Annotated in this window: 9 protein-coding genes, 1 tRNA gene and 3 pseudogenes; 7 read left to right on the plus strand and 6 right to left on the minus strand. The window is 36.6% G+C overall.

Translation table 11 applies throughout. The features are described from left to right. The 3 genes and pseudogenes from BN200_RS09340 to BN200_RS02055 all read right to left on the minus strand — a co-directional run. Positions 1 to 2190, minus strand: a pseudogene (locus BN200_RS09340) (hypothetical protein); the annotation flags it as partial. A 569-nt stretch (positions 2191 to 2759) separates the two neighbouring features. Beyond that, positions 2760 to 7394: a Vomp family autotransporter gene (locus BN200_RS02050; protein ID WP_019220757.1), complete on the minus strand. Its 4635-nt coding sequence runs from the start codon at positions 7392 to 7394 to the stop codon at positions 2760 to 2762. Positions 7395 to 8387: 993 nt separating this feature from the next. Beyond that, the gene (locus BN200_RS02055) at positions 8388 to 8927 is read right to left on the minus strand and encodes a helix-turn-helix domain-containing protein (protein ID WP_034988862.1); all 540 of its coding nucleotides are present in this window, start codon (positions 8925 to 8927) and stop codon (positions 8388 to 8390) included. A 111-nt stretch (positions 8928 to 9038) separates the two neighbouring features. On the opposite strand from BN200_RS02055, the gene BN200_RS02060 reads away from it, so the two are divergent. The 3 genes from BN200_RS02060 (at position 9039) to BN200_RS02070 (ending at position 10160) form a co-directional block, all read left to right on the plus strand. Then, positions 9039 to 9359, plus strand: coding sequence for a helix-turn-helix domain-containing protein (locus tag BN200_RS02060; protein ID WP_019220760.1), 321 nt, complete (start codon positions 9039 to 9041; stop codon positions 9357 to 9359). A gap of 89 nt (positions 9360 to 9448) precedes the next feature. Then, entirely contained in the window at positions 9449 to 9898 is a 450-nt protein-coding gene (locus tag BN200_RS02065) for a hypothetical protein (protein WP_244426848.1), read from the plus strand. Then, the gene (locus BN200_RS02070; RefSeq protein WP_019220761.1) at positions 9879 to 10160 is read left to right on the plus strand and encodes a hypothetical protein; all 282 of its coding nucleotides are present in this window, start codon (positions 9879 to 9881) and stop codon (positions 10158 to 10160) included. Before BN200_RS02065 ends, BN200_RS02070 begins: the two co-directional genes overlap by 20 nt. Before the next feature lie 299 nt (positions 10161 to 10459). Here BN200_RS02070 and BN200_RS02075 read toward each other — a convergent pair whose 3' ends face one another. Next, positions 10460 to 11674 (minus strand): MFS transporter, encoded by a 1215-nt coding sequence (locus tag BN200_RS02075; protein ID WP_019220762.1) that lies wholly within the window; start codon positions 11672 to 11674, stop codon positions 10460 to 10462. Between the two features lie 1559 nt (positions 11675 to 13233). On the opposite strand from BN200_RS02075, the pseudogene BN200_RS02085 reads away from it, so the two are divergent. The 4 genes and pseudogenes from BN200_RS02085 (at position 13234) to BN200_RS02100 (ending at position 19640) form a co-directional block, all read left to right on the plus strand. Further along, a pseudogene (locus BN200_RS02085) lies at positions 13234 to 14040 on the plus strand (class I SAM-dependent methyltransferase). Between the two features lie 1537 nt (positions 14041 to 15577). Beyond that, a pseudogene (locus BN200_RS10045) lies at positions 15578 to 16752 on the plus strand (MFS transporter). Then, a complete protein-coding gene (locus tag BN200_RS02095) occupies positions 16749 to 17804 on the plus strand; it encodes an ATP-grasp domain-containing protein (protein WP_019220769.1) in 1056 nt (351 codons plus the stop codon). The pseudogene BN200_RS10045 and the gene BN200_RS02095 overlap by 4 nt, the downstream one beginning before the upstream one ends. A 798-nt stretch (positions 17805 to 18602) precedes the next feature. Beyond that, on the plus strand, positions 18603 to 19640 hold the full coding sequence (locus BN200_RS02100) for an MFS transporter (RefSeq protein WP_244426854.1): 1038 nt from the start codon (positions 18603 to 18605) through the stop codon (positions 19638 to 19640). A 1387-nt stretch (positions 19641 to 21027) separates the two neighbouring features. Here the strand turns inward: BN200_RS02100 and BN200_RS02105 are convergent. After that, positions 21028 to 21117, minus strand: a tRNA-Ser gene (locus BN200_RS02105). A 200-nt stretch (positions 21118 to 21317) separates the two neighbouring features. Beyond that, the gene (locus BN200_RS09100) at positions 21318 to 21467 is read right to left on the minus strand and encodes a hypothetical protein (RefSeq protein ID WP_019220770.1); all 150 of its coding nucleotides are present in this window, start codon (positions 21465 to 21467) and stop codon (positions 21318 to 21320) included. Between the last annotated feature and the right edge of the window lie 53 nt (positions 21468 to 21520).

Here is a 21520-nt window from a genome sequence, read left to right on the forward strand (position 1 = left end):
AATCACTTTATTCTGAACATTGATGATAGAACTTCCAACTCCTGTCAAAGCTTCCGCTACATTCTTATAGCTCGCCTCTTCAGCCTTACCATCTTCCCTAACTGTCTTCACTTTAAAACTAGGAGCCATCCATTCGCCATTCTCGTACTTAGCACCGCCACCAAAATACTTGGCTATATTCGTAGCAACAGTTTGTAGATTGTTAGCAACAGTATCTACTTTCTGATTTGTAGTAAACAGTTGCGAGCCCGCGACTGCCTCTGTTGAATCTTTTGAGACGTCACCCTTCTTTATACCCGTAAGAATACGCTTTTCACTTTTATTGTTGGCAATATCGATTTTATCACCACCTGTATTCTTGCCAATAGTAATCGGATCTGTTTGTGTCTTTTGCTCAACGAAACCACCGCCTGTTCCTTTTTGCTTTATTGCTTTTAATTGTGCAAAATTCACCGCATCGCTATCTTCAGTACCATTTGCCACGCCTGTAATCTTTTTATTTTCTGCTGAAATTCCTGCAGTTGTTATTTTAGGACCATCACTAATAAATAAACCCATTGCATCTAAAGTATTTTTCCCTAACTTTATGCTATTCAGTTTAAGGTCCTGTGCAAGATCAAATTTTACTTTGTTATCATCATTGCTTTTTTTAATTATGAAATTTTTGCTTCCTGCGGAAAAATCTACACCACTGTCCATCAGAACAGTTTTAGCATTTTCACCGCCTACAGATAAACTCCAACCTTTAGTTCTTACAACTTTCTCTAGACTTTTTAACTGTGCAACATTCACTGCATCGGTATTTTCAGTACCAGCAGATACTCCTGTAATTTGGCGCACTATTTCTTGCTGGGGATTACCAATACTAACCGCCCCTGCAGAACTTTTCCATGCTATACTATTATCTTTTGAAAGAGCATGCGTCATAGGATCATAACCATGAACAGAATCCGAAGTCATAGAATAGGACATCCAACCCAAAGCAACACCTGTAGGGACAATTGCTCCAGAATTCATACCTAGAGCCACTGAATTTTCCCCAAAACCAATAGAAGCAGAACCTATAGAAATTGTTTTTTTACCCCTCGCGAATGCGCCAGCACTTTTATTACCAGCACTACCAATTGCAATAGAACTCTCTTCATCAGCACTAGTATTTTGACCTATAGCAATACTACTCACACCCGATGCCCTTGCAAGATGACCAACAGCTATACCGGAATCTCTCTGCACCGTTGAAAAAGAACCAAGAGCTATAGATTGTATATTGTTCGCCCTAGCACGATATCCAATAGCAATGGATTCTTCGCCTTTTGCTATCGTACGACCCTCAGTAGGGATCGGTTTATCCCCATCTCTACCTTCACCACCTATAGCGATACTTTTTTTACCTACGCAGTGAGCTAAATGTCCTACAGCAATAGAAATTTCTTTTTCTACCTCCGCACCATAACCAACAGCAACCGAATCTATAGCTAACATTGATACATTAGCACCAATAGCAACAATATCTTCGGTACTATAGGCATTTGGACGTCTTTTTATTCCTTCACCCAATATGACATTCGTACTATTGATACGTTGTAATCCGGCACTACGCTTCGTTATTGCAGTGAAACTATCGCGCGAGGAATCAGATACATCAATGATCGCTGTATTCTCATCATTCTGTGCAAGCTGTTGAGAAAAAACATTATTACGAACAGACAACTGCGGACTGATAAGAGATTTCTTCTTTTTTTCCTCTGTATTTACCGCTCGTTTCGATCGGTTACTACCATCTACTCTAAGAGTATTTACAACAAAACTATCACTGCCTCCATCAGAAAGGATTTTGTTTAGAAAATTTGCATAATCCTTATCATCCGCAGAAGCATTCACTTTTGCTGCGAGCACCATATTCAGCGCTTTTAAATATTCTGCTTTGGATAAATTAAAGTCATCAAAACTGTTATGACTGGCGTAAGCAGAAACAATACTCCTATTGTTTCCTTGAAAATAAAGCACCGACGCCTTTTCTACAGTTTGAAGAAACTGTTCTGGTAAATTAATTTTTTTTGCAAAAATAGGCGAAACATTTGATAAAAATGCAACGATTGCGGTTCCTAACAAAAGCTTTTTAAACAAATGTTGAGAGAAATGTACGTAATCCCAGTCATTCCTCTTTGATATGATAGATAATTCTTTCATCACAAGTGCCCCAATGAAAAAAAATCAAATCAAACATATTTATGACATAAAAAAACCATATTTCAATTTATAATGTATTATTTTTATTAAATGAAATGTTAATAATTATTGGGAAAGGTTATTTTTGCGTGAAGCTATAATAAAAAAGCCACTTTAAAGAAAGTTGGAAGTTTTTTGGCAGTTTTATTTTTATGATGATGTGTTATTGGATAATAGGCTCATTTAAATAAATTTGCGGAGGACTATTTTCATGCTAGGTTGGTGAGTTTTTACTTGTGAATTAAGTAGCATTGTGGTTTTTATGATCTTTTGAGCTATTTTTTCGTAAAAAGCAGAAATTATTAATATCTGATAATCTCCGTTATTATTAAGTTGTAAATTGAGATGCAAACAGAGCTTTAGCATTAATAGTACATTTTATTTTATTATTCAGTTACTTGTCATGTTTTTCTTTAAAGACTTCACTATCTCGTTTGTTAACTTTATTGGTTTCTTATTAAAATAAACTTTCGCCCCTGTCTTCATTAAGACAAGAGCGCAAGTGTTTTTACTCAAGAATTTTGTTGATATCAATTCAATGTCATATTGAATCCAGCACCTACACCCCAATGACCGCCAGAAGTGGTAACAGATACATTAGAGCGAATATTTCCCTTTTCTGATGTATAACCAGCACCAAAGGCAAACGCAGATTGGCTACGCCATAAGCCAGTACCAAATCCAACACTTAATTTTCCAGGTGTATCATTGTAGCGTAAGTTAGCTACTGCTAAACCAATAGCCGCTGCTTGTCTTGCTTCTTTTCGTACACCCTCAATACTGTAATTTAAAGCATCAAACTTCATATCGGTATATTGTTTGGACCTCTCAACAGCATCGTCAATCGCATCGATAACAATATTATTGACCCGTTGATCTGTGTAGTGCTTCGATTCATCGAGAACGATTTTCATTTGTTCTTTGGTGTAGTCGTGAAGTTGCCCACCATTTACAGCTTCTTTCGAACCTTTCTCAATGCGACCATCAGCAACATTATCAATCATAACAGGTTCACTTTCATTACCGCCTTTCAAAGTGATTTTATTGGTCTTTTTACCGTTTGCATCTCTGTCATAGCGAACAGCATCCTCAGCAATGTTGTTAACCTTGTCATCAATCTTATCAACTTTGACGTTAATATTGTTAACTGTATCACCAATGTTGGTAATCGTATTGGAAATGTTGTCAACTTTTTTGTCGATAATCTCAACATGATTTTCAACATTTGCAACACGCTCATTGGTTTTCCAAAGTTGGCCACCATTCACTGCTTCTTTTGAATCTTTTGCAATTTTACCATCAGCTACATTGATAATCTTACTTGGTTGACCATTGCGACCAGCATCATAAGCTTTTTTATTCTCATTCCACTTTAAAGCATCTGAATCAACCTTGTTTATAACATTATCAATACGGTTATTAATATTTGACATCCCATTACTAATGTCATCGAAAGCATCTGCGACATTGTTGTGCTTTGTCTCAACAGTCTTACCATTCTCATCAACTTTAGAAATCTTGAAAGTAGGATCTGTCCATTGACCATTCTTATAACCAGCACCGCCACCAAAATAATTGGCAAGCTTGTTGCTCATGAGATAAAGCTGGTTACCCGTAATAGCATCCGTTGAACCTTCAATAATCTCACCATCCAAAAGGGATTTAAGCTTGCTCTTTGTTTTCTTTCCATCTTTTTCATGAAGTGCAACAAATGCACCTTCTTCTTCATCCCACAGTAAAGCATCTTTAGAGATCCCCTTTATGCTTTTATCAAGTTGGGCTTTGTTAACAGCTTCATCATCTTCCTCTGCTGCTTTTACACCAGAAATAGTACGCCCTGCACCACCAACGCCTGCAACATTGATTTTAGTACCTGCTGTTTTCGCACCAATAGTGATAACACCTGAAATTCCCTCTTGTTGCACAAGATTATTTTCCTTCATTTCAATAATCTTATCATCAAGATTTTTAATGGAAATATTTACACCAGTGAAAGCATCTGTAACATTATTATACGTCTCATCCTTAATAAGAAAAGCTGGTTCTATACCATCAATGACATCTGTACTGCCACCAAAATAGTTTGATATATTTTTAGCAATCTCAAAGAGCTGAGAACCATTGATGGCATCTGTTGAGTTAACATCAATATCGCCATCTTTCAAAAATTTAATCTTGCTGTTTGTTTTACGCCCTTCTCCATGAAGTGCAACAAATGCTTGTTCATTTTCACTCCATAATAAAGCATCTTGAGAGAACTTATCAAATTTCTGATCAAATTTATTATCTACGTATTGTACATGGGTATTTACATTCTTTATATTTGTATCAAGCCCCTCAAGAGCATTACCAACATCATTATATTCCTTCTGCTCTATTTTACCATCTGTAGAAACTTTAGATAAATTATACCTAGGATTACTAAAGGTGCCATTATTAAATTCTGTACCACCACCAAAAAACCTCGCAATATCTTCAGATATCGTATTGATTTGACCACCATTCACTGCATCTTTGGAACCGCTCTTAATGTTGCCATCAGAAACATTTGTAATTAATACAGGGGCATCTTTATCGCCACCTCTCAAAGTAACCTTATTAGTTTTTTGACCGTTTTCATCTCTGTCATAGCGAACAGCATCCTCAGAAAGATCGTGAACTTCCTTACTCATATCAGTAACCGTACTTGATATAATGTCAACTCTCTTATCAATATGAGCAACTTTTTGTTCCGTATCCCAAAGCTGTGAACCATTTACAGCTTCAGTTGAATTCTTTGAAAGATCCCCTTTTTTTACACCAGCAATAGTCCGCTCTCCACTAGTACCTGTGATATCAATTTTTGTGCCATCTTTCTCTTTACCGACACTGATAAGCTTCTGACCTTCTTCCCATTTAACAAGACTATTGCTTGTTACGTCTTTTATTTTCTCCTCTACTTCTTGCAACTGTGAAAGATTAACTGCATCCGTGTATAAAACACCGTTTGCTACATTTTTAAGCTCTTTATTGCCAGCATCAATACCGCCATATGTTATACTTGGACCCTGTTTAATCGCTAAACCACTATTATTTATAGTAACTTCACTCCCTACTTTTATTGTTTTAGCAATTTGAATAACTTCGTTTAAATCAAATTTTACCTCGTTATTATCGCCTCTTACAATTTTAATGTTTTTGTGACCTTCATTATTCGCAACAGCAGTAAATTTTACTGTATTACCTGCCTCAATATCTGTAGCATCATCGTTATTAACAGAAAGCTTCCAACCTCCTGCTTTTGATATCAATCCTTTTACCTCAGTCAATTGCTTGAAATTTACTGCATCGGTATCGACAGTCCCCGCTTCAACATCTGTAATCTTTTTCTTACCAGCAGAAATACCATCAACAGTTATTCTTGGTCCCTTATCACCATCAAATATAAAACCATCATCACTCATCTTGCTTCTGCCTGCAGTGACACTCGTCACTGTAATATTATTAGCTAAGTCAAATGTGACATTACGGCTATCATCTCCTACAATTGTGATGTTTTTCTTTCCTTCCTTGTTAGCTGACTTCAAATTTACTGTATCGTTTTGTCCAATAGATATAGGACTTTCACCATTAACGGTAAGCTGCCAATGCGTTATAGAAGCATCTCTTACCTCTTTCAGCTGTTTATAATTCACTGCATCAGTATCTTCTTCTCCGGCTTTCACTCCTGTGATTACTTTATCGCCAGCATGAATGCCATCAAAAGCTATTCTTGGTCCATTATTATCAGTAAATCCAAAGCCATCATCACTCATAGTGCTTCTGCCTGTAGTGATGCTCGTTAACTGAAGATTATCATTCAAAGTAAATTGAATTTTATGCTTATCGCCTTCATTGCTTTTTTCAATCTTTAGGTTATCTTTTCCTACTACGTTGTTACTTTTCACTGAAAAATCTACTGTATTGCCTGCATTAACATCTGTAGGACTTGTATCATTAGCAGAAATTTGCCAACTTCCTCCTCCTTCTCCTATGATACCTCTCAGAGCTTTTAACTGTGCGACATTCACAGCATCTGTATCTTTGGTACCAGCAGCTACCCCTGTAATTTGCCGTGTTAGATTACCTCCTCCATCAAGAGCATCAACTTCACCAACGCTAAAAGCTCCTGCTGTGCTTACCCATGCTATACCGGTTTCTGTCGTATCACCATTAAGGTAAGGGTCATACCCCTTAACGCCCTTGTCTCTATCAGAAACAGAGCCACCACCGATAGCAACACCATCATTAACAAGTACTTGTGCATTTGCTCCAATAGCAACGGAATCTTCAGTTTTAGCGTATGTATGCGAACCTATAGCAATCGCATTTTCAGACTGTGCTATTGCTTTTCTTTTAGGGTCTGCTTGTTCTGTTCTTTCAGATTTGACACCACCTATCGCAATAGCACCTGAAGCTTGAGCTTCAGCCCTTGCGCCGATAGCAATCGCATATTCCTTTTGTGCTTTTGCCTCTACACCTAAAGCAACAGTATTTTTACCAGAAGCGGTTGCAAGTCCACCAATAGCAACCGTAGCCTCTTCTGATGCTTCTGATCCAACGCCCATAGCAATACTTGCTTTACCGCTTGCAAGTGCAGAAACACCAAAAGCTTGGGCTCCACCAGCTTTTGTGGTCGCACCAGCACCAAATGCTGTTGAATAATTCCCCGTTGCCGCAGCTCCACAACCGGTTACAAAAGAATAAACACCATAAGCTTCAGGCATTGCATTTGTCATACCACCAGTATGGGTTCCCATATAACCTCCCTTTGGAGTCGTTGTACCATCACTACTCCAAATGACTTTCTCAGTTGTCGTGCCATAAGGATTACGATTTGAAAATTCTTGATTTTCAATAAATCTTCTATATTGATCCTCTGCAGTTATTTGTGTACCTGTTTTTGATGAACCACCACGCCCTTTAACATTATCCGCACCACAAAAATCATTATCACCGGCAAAAACAATACTGCCATGACTACCATATGTATAAGGAACACCGGGACCACTATCATACTGAACAAGCCCTCCTGTTATCGCAACGCCAGCAGCGAAAACAGGTGAGACACTCGATAAGAGCGCCGCCATGGCGGTTCCTAATGAGACCGCTTTAAGCGAATTTGATTTTGAATATAATTTTTTCATAAGAACCTCCTCCAACAGAGTCCAATACCATTACAAGGCGCAAAAACTCTCGTGGCAAAACCCCTGTTCGCGCACCCCAAAAACCAATAAATAAAGATAAAACCCATCCCTTCGTGATACCGATATTCATTACGGCATCATCCTAAAGTCTCTAAAGAGACGCTAAATCTAGGAAAGTCCCCAACCCTTTTAGCTAGAGGGATTTAAGCTAAAAAATAAAGAAAATAGACAATTTTGAAAATATCGTACCTCTCCCCATTCAAAAACCCGCGCTTTATCTTCTAACAAAAACAGCTTCATTAAAGAGCAATTCTACCTTTCAGATAAAGCGCACAAGAAAAATGGCAAGAGTGTGAAAAATAATTTTTTATTAATTTGCAAAAATACTTTTCAATAAACCTAAAGAGAGCTATTTTACTATAGCTTTTCTTATAAGTATAAGCTTATGATTTTTTTAGAATTTTTACATAATGTAAAAGAGAGTGCTTATCATGCTAATAGCATTATTCACTATGAAATAGCATATTTATAATATGGATCTGTATCTTTAAAGGAAAGATTTACCAATCTCATTCAGCGATTTCTCAAATAAATTTTTGCTCTTTTAATTTCATGCGCTTTATAAAAAAATAAAAGTTCTGTACATTTTCTTGAATTCTTCTCTCTCTTTATATTTGTTTCCTTTTTTAAGCTGCGATAAGAAAATTATTTTAATAGTTATTGTTTTTTTATAAATGTATGGATTTTTATAAAATACCGCTCAATGAAAAGGTTGTGTTTTTAGCTCTTGCCACCCTAAAGCATTACAAACAGAGTTTTTTCGTAAATCTCTCTTACGAAATCATATGAAAAATGCTTTAGAAACATTTTCTATAAACAGACTATGCTTTTTCCAGATTTTTGCACGAATAAATAAGATCCATCACCAAATACACATGTTATAGACTCTTGAATCAACACTTAGACGTTATAAAACGTTATAAAAAATGTGTACTACTCAATTGAACTATTAGCGGTATCCACTATTTGATGGGCTTTTTCTGCTTCGATTTGGCGTTTTAAATGAAGTTTTAAAAGAGGCAAAGTGGCTTCGACTTCTTCCATATCTTGGATATTGTGAATAAGCTCTTGCAACTTTCCATAAAGCTCTGCCGCTAACTCCGCTACATCTTCAGGAGGAAGTGTTATTTGTGCATCACGATAGGTCGTATAAGCTAAATACCCAAGGCGCTTCATCACTCCAGCAGGAATAGCTTGTGGTTTTAAACCCGCTGCTTTCGCCTTCGCTATGTCTGTAAACATCTCACCATTGCCAGTTATCAGCCAATCTAATGAAACACCGCAAATTTCTTTGTATTTAGAGAGAGCAGAGGCTGTAGGTTCACTTATGCCCATTTCATAAGTCCCTATGGAACCAGCAGTTATACCAAGATGTTCGGCAAATTGTTTACGCTCCGTGAAACCAAGTATACGCCGCACTTCACGAAAACGTCTTGCCAATTTGGTTTTAGGTTCTTTTTCAGGACGTGCCAAAAAAATTACTCCAAAATCAATATAATTGTTGACTAAATAATTATATTGATTTATATCTATCATTATCCTCCCATTAAGAAGGGCGGTTATTACACATAGTACCCCACAAAAATGGATGTTACAGCATCCGTATTCATGACAATCACACAAAAAGGGGATCACCAGAATATCTTAGCCAAGCTACACCACCAGAATATATCCTTGGCAAAGAACGCCAGAGTTTACCAAATACCCCCATCCCGTGTCAAAAACATCTCGACAGACCTCAACGAAAAAACTGAACACATCATTGCCGATTTTATCCGATTGCTCACCAAGCAGATGTTGGTCAATCGCCACCTAAAAAGTTGCATTTGCATTTCTAAAGCAGCAAAAAAGCGTGATAAGGCTTCTCTTCTTGCTCACAGCCTATTTTGCAATAATGCCGCTTAAACCTCTTGGCAAGAATGTGTAAAGCATTTCCCATAGTTTTCTAATTACATAAGATAAAAGATTTATCAATGTCTAAAAGTTCATACAAAATGAGCAAGATACCTGATGTTCTGGAAAATATGAAACCATCACCTCTTATGCAAAAGCTAAACATTTACAAACCATATCTGCTTATTATCAATAGTACAGATTTTGTTTTGATTGGCAATGACGAGATCTTAGGGTATGTGTTTTATCGTCAAAGTAGTCCATCTCACACGCAAATTAAAAGCCGTTTGGCAATATATCCTCAATGCTGTAAACTCCATAGTAAAGATACTGCAATACCTCTTCATGATTGGAAGATTAAAGATCTTGGTGCAATAAAATTGCCAATAGATTATAGTTTAAAAACTGCTGTTTTGCAACAAATTGACAAAACCATGATGTTGGTATACATGGCAACTCTTGGTGATGACAGTGGGGTAACACCTAAAATATCAAAGCCGCATGAAAAAACCGCAACGTGGAGGAATAAGCATGACCTCTTTATGCGATAAAGAATTATCCGATACACTTGTTGGTCTTTATGACGATTATCAACGGGGTTCTGATATTGGGGAAGAGCTTAAATTGTGCGTGGATTTGGCTTTAGCTCTTGAATTGGAATTGAGTATTCACCGTTTAAGCGAAACAGATAGCGTTTTGAAAAAGGAAATTATACAGACCTTACAACATCGCAGAAATTCTCATTCCAATGAAGATGAAACAATTGACAAGACTGATACAATTCTTCATGTAAATCTTGAAGACCGCAATTAACCTAACACCTATCGTGTGCGAAAATGCCTCATTGCTTTGCGTTCTATTTTGCTTAAACATAAAATGAAAAAAATTTTAAAGCACTGTATTATTGGCCATTCACAATAATAAGGTTAATTGCATAAACATATCACTGTTTTTGGGTCATTTATCAAAAAACGACGAGCATTTTATAGCATACATAATTTATATTAAAAACTCCGCTCTTGGCATTTGAAATTGGCTCACCTCTTTTAAAACCACACATTAAATGTCAAGCGTTATAAATATTTGCAAAATGACATCATACTTAAAACAATTTACTGTTTTTTATTTTTGTAAAATAAAACAATGAGCATTCCAATAACAGCAACAATACTTTGAAAAAAGTATAGAGATTGGAGTGAAATGCTACTGCTCTCTTTCGCCATGAAGAGATAAACTCCAAGGATAAAGCAACCAGAGAGAGCATTAAAACTTGCTTGTAATCTTCCCTGATATTTAGGATCACAAGAAAGTTGTGATAAAGAAATTGACAGAGCCCAGCTCGAAAGTCCAAATCCAATCATAAAATAAACAGGAAAAACAATAAGTGTATGTCTATTAATAGATAGAATGAAAAGACCGATAGCTATAATAGCTAATAAAAGCGCCAGTGTTTTCCTTATGGATAAAACTTGACAAAAAAGTGGCGAAAGAAGTGCACCAATAAATACGCCCGCTGAATAAAGTACTTCGAACATTGCAAAGGTCCTGCTGCTATCTTCATTCAAGACCTCTTGTGTATAGGGAACCAAAATAACAGGAATTGTCATTAAAAGTGTCATAATAATCATCTGGCTCATATAAGGCATAAAAAGAGCCGGATTCTGCTTAAAATAACGAAGTGACTCTGTATAATTTTTCCACAAGTTTTGCTGGTTTTGCCTTTCAAATCCTCCGGTTTTAGGTACCTTCATTGCAAAATTAAACAAACCAGCAATAATAGAGAATGTGCCACCTATCAGAAGAGTTCCTTTTATTCCAGCATAGGTGAGTATAAATCCACTTAATCCCATACCTATGATCGTGCCAAATTCATACACCATATCAATTGTCGCATTTGCATTAATCAACTGCTCTTTTCGAACAATAGTTTGAATTAAAGAGAGTGCTGATGACATATACAAAGAAATCAAAATACCCAAGAAAGCCGATAAGAACATTAAGTTAATTTCTATGCCAAATTGCCAAAGTGTTACCCAAACCACGAGCACCAAACCTCTGACAAGGTTTGAAATGACAATCTGAACTTTACGATTGTATTTATCCGCTAATACGCCAAAAATAGGCGCAAAAATAATGCTCGGCATCCAGAGAAAAAACATGAGAAGTGCTACACCCTGAATTGAACTCGTCTGATTGTAGGCTAGCCATGATAATGCAATATAATTTAGCCCATTTCCAAATGTAGCAAATAAGCTGCTCAACGTAAAATAGAGAAAAGTTCTACTCTCGAATAAAGCAGCCCGTTCTTTCAAATTTGCAGCGAACATAAATTATCCCTTCGAACAAATATCTCTTAGTATAGAATTGAACCTGTTTTAAAATTTTTTATTTTAAATTATTAAAATTTGAGGAAGTGAAATTCCTCATATGTCGTAGTATGATTTATTTTTTTATGAAAATAAGGGGCATTTTAGGCACAATGGAGAAAAGATTTAAGATATTGAAATTTCATAAAAGTCATTGTACTTCATTGGGGTTTAATGTTTAAATCGTGGATGTAATAGAGTGCCTTTAAAGCCAATTTTTTGGTCATATCAAAAAATAAAAAGTCTAAATCAAATATTAGATACACCTTATAGATCTAACGCAGTGTTTGCATCGTTGTTCTCTATGTCAAGAAGAGACTCTGGCTGCAATATCAGAAAGAAAGAGACTTTGCCGCTTTATCTCTCAAAGGTAAGACAATATCAAATCCCCCTAAAAGGAAACATTATTGCCTTAATCCTTAGTTTACTCTCCGTATTCAAATATGCTTTGAGCATATCTCTACATTGTCGTTTTTACATCGCCATGCTTAGCATAAAAAATTAAGATATTCTTATTATGATAAATATTGATAACTTCTTCACTATTTTAAACCCTCCAACACAAAATTTTTCAAAAACAAAGCGCGTTGCGGTTTAATGATAGTTAATTTTCCAATGAGAATATTAAAATATTCAACGCAATATTTTTCCAAAGCATATCAATTATTGTGATCACATCTCTAGAACTTCAAATGTAGGCTCTAAACCAACATAATACCGCGGATAGGCTTTTTAAAATTATGAATCAACACTCTATTTTATTCATAGCAAAAACAAACCTTATCTCTATGGTATCGTATCTGATTATGGACATAAGATATTTTAAAAATTCGTCTCATTGCCATTTAAATACATTGCTCCCCATAACCTTACCTATGAAATAGGCTGAATTTATTTTTATTAAACAACCCTCATGAACATTTAATATCTCACGGGACTATTCCTGCACGAAAAACCAAAATACTAAGTACAATAAAACCGCAACTTTACAGGGTGTATTGGCAATCCTGATGCCACCATATATCTATCACCACCTGTTATCGCTACAAAAATGGCATTACTGAAGCAAATGTTAACTTTGATGAGTCCGAGCTTACTAGCTTTACAAATGCTTAGAATTCGTTATTCGCTAGGGATGTTTCTATAGATGATATAATCTTCCTAGCTATAAGCATATATAAAAAAACCAGCACATTTAGCGTCTCATATTTTTGAAAATTTTCGATTTTAGTTTTCTGATACCGTCCAAATGGATAACCTCATCTTTTGCACTAGAGTATTCGGGATTGGTCATTCCCATGAGTAAGCTGTAAATTCAATGCGAGTTAAAGATATTGAAGCGGTGATTGTGCCAAAATTTGGACGGATTTCTTATCGGAATGCATGGAATTTCCATTTAATTGTGATTGCACTGCAAAACACATTATTGGAAGTAGAAGGAGAAAGTATCAAAGGACAGTATCTCTTCAGCTCTCCTTTAATGAATTTATGCTTAATATAATGAGAAGAGCTTCTCAATTATGTATGGCAGCAATTATAAGGAGGGTACTATAATACAAAGCATTCAAGCAAAAAGTGAAAAATTTGATGGATTGGCTGATGATTATGATCGCTATCGTCCGCGCTACTCTCTTACTTTATTTAAAACCATGCTGCTTCCTTTTAAGGACAAAAAGCATTTATCCATCGTGGATGTAGGAGCTGGAACAGGTATCGCATTAGAGGGGATTATCAAACTTCTGGGGAACGAACACCAATACCATGCTATTGATATATCAGCAGATATGATTCAGCAAGGACGAAACAAGTTTCCTTTTGGGCAGTGGTATCAAGGCAAAGCTGAAAGCCTCTTGCCCTAAATCGGCGAGTTTGATCTGATCGTTGCAGCGCAGGCATTTCAGTGGATGGATCGTCCTCTGTTGCTTGACATTGTCTCAAATCAACTCCGAACCAGCGGTGTCATGGCAGTCATTCAAAATAATCGTGATTTTAAACACAGTGAATTTCTCGCTGCTTATGAGACATTGCTAGAGGAAATGAGTCCTAATTATTCGCGTTATTATCGTCATTTTGATTTCTTACAGGAAATGCATGATGGCTTTGGAGTAAATCCAGAAAAGATTACTTTCCACACGCACAATTGGACGATGACGATCCCATCCGAAGCCTTTATTGGAATGAGCCGCTCCTCAACGCAAGCGCAACGCGCCATTGCTCGCCACGGAGAAAAATATTTACGGCAATTGACTACATTGATAAAGCAATATGAAGTGCAAGGGAATTTGGAGATTTTGTATCGAAGTGAACTTTATATGTATGCAAGATAATCTTACATCTATGGTTCCTTCCGTTATCTTTCGGCGCACCAGAGCAGACAATGTATAAAAACTCACGCATTATTAATGGGCGTACTTGAAAAGCGTTGAACCGATTTTCCCCTCAGCGCTTAAACGAATGCCTCTTTGCATTTAATCTTTACTGTTTGCTTAGCCGGTATTTTTATTCAACAGGGAACTTCTTGGCTGCACTATGGCAGTTGCGAAAAAGCATTTTTTCACCTTCTGTTATAGAACAGCCCATCCTCATTATCGACAAACTAGATTAGACAAAGCCTTTGTTACAGCTATGGTGTTCAAAAGTGCACAAACGTCAACTTTGGTGCATCAAAATTGTTTTATGCAAAGCGTTGACTAAAAATATTTGTCTTTTACCAGCTAGAACGCTACCCTTTAAATAAACCATCCATTATGTATATGAATTGGAATGAATTTAACGAACGATCAATACATTGCATAGTTTCGGTTACCGTGCATCGCTTGTTAAGCAAGTAACTCAAAAAGGCATCAGAAAGTTCATTTAGAGCCAATGGTAATATATGGACACAGTTCTAAGCTAAAGAGTCTATTTTTAGCGGCTTAAAATGAATTTAATTCTTTGTAAAAAAAGATAATTTTTGCTTCACAGTGCATAAGCTGCTATTTTCTAGTGGAACTTCTAAAGATTGATCCTATAGCGGAGTGCAGGCGGTATAGAAAGGGATCTGATCCAAGCATATGCTTGCCTCTAGGAGAAAATACCGGATTCAGCTACATGAGCAGCTAACAAATCCTTGATCTTTTCTCTAACCACCGCCCACTATGCATATTTGATATCCAATTCCGTCAAAAAAGCAGCAGAACAAGCTTCGTGAAGGTGTTCTTGATACCCTTTGCAAAAACATTTCAACCAAATGTTTCTTACATATTTTTAGTATTATAAAAAGTCGAGGTTTAAAATCTTATATCAGCCCCAAAATAATGACACAAGCTCATCCAAATCGGCTTTATGTAAAACCTCCTAAAGCTAAATCAATAGTGCACTCTCTATGAAAAAAACACCATGTAATGGCCGTTAATATGACCACCCTCCCTCAACCTGAGGACAGATTCTCTGCTGCATAACGAGGTTTGTCGTCACACTAAAATCCAAACTTATGACAGCCAACGGTCAATAGTAAAATCTCAACGTTAAGTATAAACATAATCAGAAAGCGCCTTTCCTTCCCAAGGGCATAGCTATGCTCGTCATCTCGTGAAGCGGCCCCTATTAGCAACGCAACCAGCAAGAGGTGCCATGAAAATACCAGTTGTCCTCGGCTCCTTAGCCTTCTGAAAATGCGCTATCACTAAAATAAAGGTCAGTATTCAAATTTATATCATGTCCTGCTCAAAAAACTTGAAATGCTCGGCAATACATGTATCCATTATTTGTAGACATGATATTGATTATCATACTGCATATTTTAGGGGTTATAGGGGGGATGATGTCCGCAAACGGTTAGTGTTTCGGTTTTATGGTCTTGTTGTTCTGCTCTATCTTTCTGATATGGTGCTCTTTTTAAGTAATTTTTGGAATGCTTACCGTATAACATCCTCATCGGTTTTCCTAGGCATAACCATGGCTTTGGGAACCCTTACGCCCTATCTTTTGAAAAAAGTGGACTTTTGCACATTAAGTCCTCACTGCGGTTGGTAGATTTATACAGAAGACGAATTATCATTTATAGTCTTCTTTTACTGATTGCTCTTTTCCATTACGTTGATTCCCCCTTTGGTTTTATTGCTGTCTCTATCTCTATTGGTTATCTCTCTTTGATCACTCTAAGCACACTCGAGACTTATAATACTAAACTAGCGCTTAGTGGTTATATTAGCGCGCAAAAGGCTTCCCGCATCATGCAAACAGTGGTGCAAATTGGTGCTTTTTTGGGAGCAGCACTAAGTGGTTATCTTTTAGAAGTAACCAGTTCGCAAGGAATAGCCGCTGGAATTGACTATAATGGTTTGATTGGGGCAATTTGTTTGTTTGACATTATCGTAAGCCTTGTAGCTGGTTATGTTATCTTTCGCGATGAACATAGAGCCGATAATGCTACAAATGCCACCCCCCTACCGAGAAGATGCAAACAGCTATATCCAAAACAAACGGACTCTCTCCTGCACTTAAGCTTTTATGCGTCTTTATTTATGCGCCTCTATAGGCCTTATTGGCTTTCATATTTGCGCCTATAATACATTGGCAACTATTCTTTTTCAAAGTGTGAAAAATTTTGGCTCTGAATATTATGGACTTTGTAGTGCCGTTGCAGGTGTGGGCGCTTTTTTAGCTGCTTTTATCAAAATCCCTCGCTTTGAATTCATCCTCCCTGCCCTTCTGTTGAGTGTGGCTGATGTCATTTTAGTACCACCCAATTGCCCTATTTGGCTGTCGTCTTTTGCTTTTTTATTGGTTTTTCAATGAATACCATGCGAATTAATGCCCGCAAACATATGATTGAAGCAACCAAAACAGAAGCTCAAGCAGAGCTGGTGGGAAGCTATAGCGGCATGCTTTATACTCTCTCCCAATCGGCGGGTTATGTTATCCTTGGTCTTCTTACAAGCTCCACCCTTATGGGACCACAAGTAGCTGTTTATCTTCTCCCCCTTATAGGATTCATAATCTTTATTTATGTCCTTATTTATGTCATTTCCCTTTCCTTGCAGCGGACCACAGCATGAGCAAACCCATTCTTATTATCGATCCTTTCTCCACAGGTGCCCTTTACGGCCCTGCTTTGCAAAAATTAGGCTATGCTTGTTATGGCGTTGTCTCTCAACTATCTCCTTTTTCACACTATATGCTTTCTTATCAGGGTGAGGGCATGGCAGAAGCGAAACTTCATAGTGTAGAGGAAATAAAGCAGCGCTTTCCGATTGGCGCTATATCAGCCGTGGTGGCTGGTACTGAGGAGCTATTTATTGTACAGAGCAATTGGCGACGGAAAAAGGCGGCGATGCAAAGGCGCCTCTCTGAAAATGATTTATCTTATATCCGCTCAAAAATTCTTACAAAAGATGATTGTGCTCTCGATGGTTTTGAAAGCCATAGTGGCTATGTGGTGAAACCAAATGCTTCTGATGGAAGCGATGGTGTTTTGTTTTTCTCCAACCCTGAGGAAGTGGGGGCGTGGATCTCTGGAATCGACTGGAAACAGAAAAATATTTTTGGCGACATTAATGAGGCTTATTTGCTCCAAGAAAGGTTAGTAGGAGAAGAATATATCGTAGATGCCGTTGTAAAGGGAGAGGCTATCAAGATATGTAGTTTATCGCGATATAAAAAGGGTCTCCATAATGGAAGTGCCTTTGTTTATGAATCACTTGATGTGCTTGATGCTCAAGACCCTCTTTATGCCGATCTTATCTCTTATGCAAAACAATGCATTGGCGCGGTGGAAATTGAATATAGACCCGCGCATATGGAAATCATGCAAACCGCTCGCGGTCCAGTAATGATTGAAGTGGGAGCCCGCCTCCACGGAGGAATTGCACACACCTTATTCGCACATTGCTATGAAGATGATTTACTTAAAAGCTCCGTTAACCTCATTGCGGGGGTATTTTCACAAACACCAAGCCGCTTTAAGAAAAAGGGGCGTATTCTCTTTCTTATCAATAAGACTGAGGACTGTATTATAAAAGATATGAGCCTATGGCGAAAACAGCTTCATTCTTTGAAAAATGTGGTTCATTTTATGCTCTTTTTAAAGAAAATGAGCCCCTACCCCTGACAATCGATTTAAATACCTGTCCAGCCATTATAGCAATTTTGGGCGAGAATGATGATGAATTATCGACCTTAGAGACATTAATTCGTAGCAGTTTCTTATAAAAGATAACAATTGGGAGGAAAATAGGGATTCAGCAACACAAATGAGGAGAAAGAGAGATAAATATGAAAAATGGAAGCAGGTGGTTTTTAAGAATTCGATGTGGTCATGAATAACAAAACTAGACTTTTTCCCTGCCTATTCGGGGTGAATGGATAGCAAAAAGACATGCTCAGATTTGGATTCCATAGTAAGTTGACTGAAAAATATGATGGAAGACCTTATAAGTTATTGCAATACTTATAAGAGCTTTTATACATCTTTTGTTGGAGGGATGCGCTGTCATATGCTTGTTTGGCTACATAAATGCTGTTATTGTAACACTTAATTATCCAAGGTAAAATTAGATGTTCTTCATATGTGAATCAGAAGCATATGAAGGGTGTCAATCAATTTGAGTTTGTTAAAAATATTAAGCGAAACTCTATGAATAATCTGATAACCCCATATATTGCGGTTGCTGGTTCTTTTTATATTATTAAGGCATTGAAATATTTAATGAATTGGGACCCATGAACAATTATAGAAAAAACATTCTTCATTCATTTTTCCGGATACCAAATTGAGAGAACTGGAGATCCACATAGTGGTTCTTACCATATTTGTAATAAAGTGTAAGCTTTTATATTTAAAGTGATGTACTGATTACTTTAAAAACGTTGATGTGCTCATTGCTTTATTCGTGTTGGTGGGGAGTAAATGACGAACATATTAGCGTTTGGATTTTTATTTAACGGTATAAGGATTTTAACAGGCGCCTTTATTGTATTTTATATGCTTGAAAAAGGTTTAACGCTTATTGATATCGGTATCATTAAGTCATTTCAAGCCTTTGTTATGATGGTCATAGATATTCCCCTTGGATATTTTGCAGATAGAAAAAGTTATAAAATATCGATCATTTTAGCAGCGGCTTTTGCAGCTACATGGCTATTTCTCATGGGCGTTTCTACAAGCTTTTACGGTTTTCTTCTGGCAGAACTTTTTAATGCATTGTCGCTTACATTGATTGCTGGTGCTTATAATGCTTTACTTGTTCAATATGCAAAAACAAAACGTACATCTACTAAAAAAGTGCTTGGTCACAGCTCTCAATATAATTGCATTGGCATGCTTCTCTTTAGTTTGATAGGTGCCTATTTTGCTGATTATTCTAGCCAATACAAATACATATGGTATATCTCTGCATTTCTCATGATGATGACCACAATATTTGGTTTGTTTTTTCTGGATGATCTAAAAGGAGAGAAAAAAACAAAAAAAGCGAATTTTTTAATTTCTGAAACAAGAGAAATGTTGTCTATTTTTATTAGAGTTCCTTATATATCTCTCTGTTTTTATTTTTCACTTCTTTTTTTCAATATATTTTCGCAGTATTGGCAGTGGATATTTAAAGACTATAATATCAATGTAACTTATTTTTATCTCGGTGTGGTATTTTCCCTTATATTGCTCTCCCAGCTACTGGCTAGTTTTCTATTTACAAAACTAAGTGAGAGGATGAATTTTGTTTTACTGCTGTTACTTTCAGCTTCTATGATTTTTACAGTTGCCTTCTTTAAGCCAAAAAAAGAATTTGCTGTTATCTTAGTTTGTATGATTTTTTATTTAATTAAATATACATATCTCCGGGTAGAAGTTACTCTGCACGACAGTATTAGCAACAATCTTAGAGCCACATACGAATCTTTTTTGTCTACTGTTGGGAGGCTCAGTCCTTGGTATTTTTTTACATGAGTGCATATATGGTCAACATCTTTGGCTTTTTGTCATCAGTTTATATTTTGGGTATATATTTACTTATTTATTTGTTCGCAGTGTTTTTTAGAAGGAACTCTGAAAAAATCTCACTGAGAATGTTAACTTATCATAATCGCGAGCGTTTTATGGAGCTTCAGAGTGGAGCGTTTACATGTCATGCTAGTGTTTATTTTTGACCTTCGATTATCGCTTCTTGTACAGTTGTGCTGCGAGATATAGCGGTGTACAGCTACTAAGTCTGCGACCACCAGCCTAAAGCCAGCATAGAACTTCTTTTTGTTGCACGCCTTACTCTTCATAAATTGGATTTGCAGCGTAAAATAGAACGCTGGAGAATGTCTGTACCCCCAGACTTATAGACAAAAGAGACCCAATGCATTAACTGATCACCAATCAATGGCACAGTAATTCAAAGGAGAACGGATCCTTCAGCATACCGCATCTTGCTTTAACAGTTCTGCGTCCTGCTCTTCATCTATACCGGTTGAAAAATCTTCATCGTCTTTGACCATATGAACATATCGGAGAATGATTGACTGAACAAAAATAAACGACCAAAGAAAAAACCTCAAACGTTTGATCAAGTTCAGCCTATTTTGTGTGATATGTGTTATTTTTCAGTATCCCTATAACTTTCACCCTTGTATTCCCCTTTTCAAAAGTTTCCTACCATTGTTATTTTCTCAGTTCCTTATACTCAATCATAAAGGTATCACCTTCAATCCTCGGTTTTTTTGCTATGGCATAATTTTCAAATTCTTACTAAGCTTTGGCAAGTAAGGTTATCGCCATTTTTTTGATCGTATGTTCAAAAAAATTGATCAAGTTTACTGCTTTTACATTCGTGCGTTAATTGTTTTTGAATATCTCCGATTATGGCTTTGTAAAAAAGTTTATAGGACTTTGTAAAAAACTTACCTATCTAGTTATCTACTTTTTACAGTAATGCTTCATATTTAATTATTCGCAAGTAAATAAGCACTCATTTTATAAAAAGTGATCACATCTCAAAGAATTCCTGGTGATTATCATACACTGGTGTAAACCGATTCATTGCCAACTCTTTGATTTCGCATGACGAAAAGCTCCGTACTTCACTTTTCCAAGTCCGCTATTTTCAGAAGAACGGCATCTAGAGGAAAAAAATTAGAGAAAAACGAAGCGTTTTTATAGAATGGAAATCAATCGCAAACAGCAAAAAAGCCAATAGAATACCTGACTTATGAAGTCACGCCATCAAGAAGCATAAAGGAAGTTCATTTAAGGTCATGAAGTAAATAAAAATAAGTTATATAAAAATGAACGAAAAGCACCAACGGAAAAAATCCAACACATTTATATAACTTATTGATTTTATTTAAAATGGCGGAGAGAGAGGGATTCGAACCCTCGATATGGTTTCCCATATACACGCGTTCCAGGCGTGCGCCTTCAACCACTCGGCCACCTCTCCAGATTTTTGCACACTATAGCCAGAAAAAAATAACGTGCAAGCTTAAACTCTACACTCAAAATTCAAAAAACAACTTTATTTAAAAAACAAAATGTAAGACTTATTAAATAACAAGCGTATCCCCTTTTTTAAGAAAAAAATTTTTGTAGATCCCCCTAAAATGCAATAACTGGATTAACATAAATCAGCAATTTTCATATTCACTTGCTTACCTTTTCACTTAATGTTTTTTCAAAAAAAAGATTAAACACCGCTAAAAAACCTGTTACCACTGATTGTGCCCAATAATCATTAGGATAAAGAATGACATTAACCTCTTGTTCGCAAAATTCAACATGCTTCATGGACATAATAAACCTCACTCCAACAAAAACGATTTATAATGTGATTGCTTACAAAATTG

This window comes from Bartonella senegalensis OS02 (genome assembly GCF_000312545.1).
Lineage (GTDB): Bacteria > Pseudomonadota > Alphaproteobacteria > Rhizobiales > Rhizobiaceae > Bartonella > Bartonella senegalensis.

Bases quoted from the DNA above. Each gene is read 5' to 3' on its own strand.
- BN200_RS02060 (WP_019220760.1), top strand. From the start codon at position 9,039: ATGGATGTTACAGCATCCGTATTCATGACAATCACACAAAAAGGGGAT.
- BN200_RS02100 (WP_244426854.1), top strand. From the start codon at position 18,603: ATGACGAACATATTAGCGTTTGGATTTTTATTTAACGGTATAAGGATT.
- BN200_RS02070 (WP_019220761.1), top strand. From the start codon at position 9,879: ATGACCTCTTTATGCGATAAAGAATTATCCGATACACTTGTTGGTCTT.
- BN200_RS02095 (WP_019220769.1), top strand. From the start codon at position 16,749: ATGAGCAAACCCATTCTTATTATCGATCCTTTCTCCACAGGTGCCCTT.
- BN200_RS02075 (WP_019220762.1), bottom strand. From the start codon at position 11,674: ATGTTCGCTGCAAATTTGAAAGAACGGGCTGCTTTATTCGAGAGTAGA.
- BN200_RS02050 (WP_019220757.1), bottom strand. From the start codon at position 7,394: ATGAAAAAATTATATTCAAAATCAAATTCGCTTAAAGCGGTCTCATTA.
- BN200_RS09100 (WP_019220770.1), bottom strand. From the start codon at position 21,467: ATGTCCATGAAGCATGTTGAATTTTGCGAACAAGAGGTTAATGTCATT.
- BN200_RS02065 (WP_244426848.1), top strand. From the start codon at position 9,449: ATGAGCAAGATACCTGATGTTCTGGAAAATATGAAACCATCACCTCTT.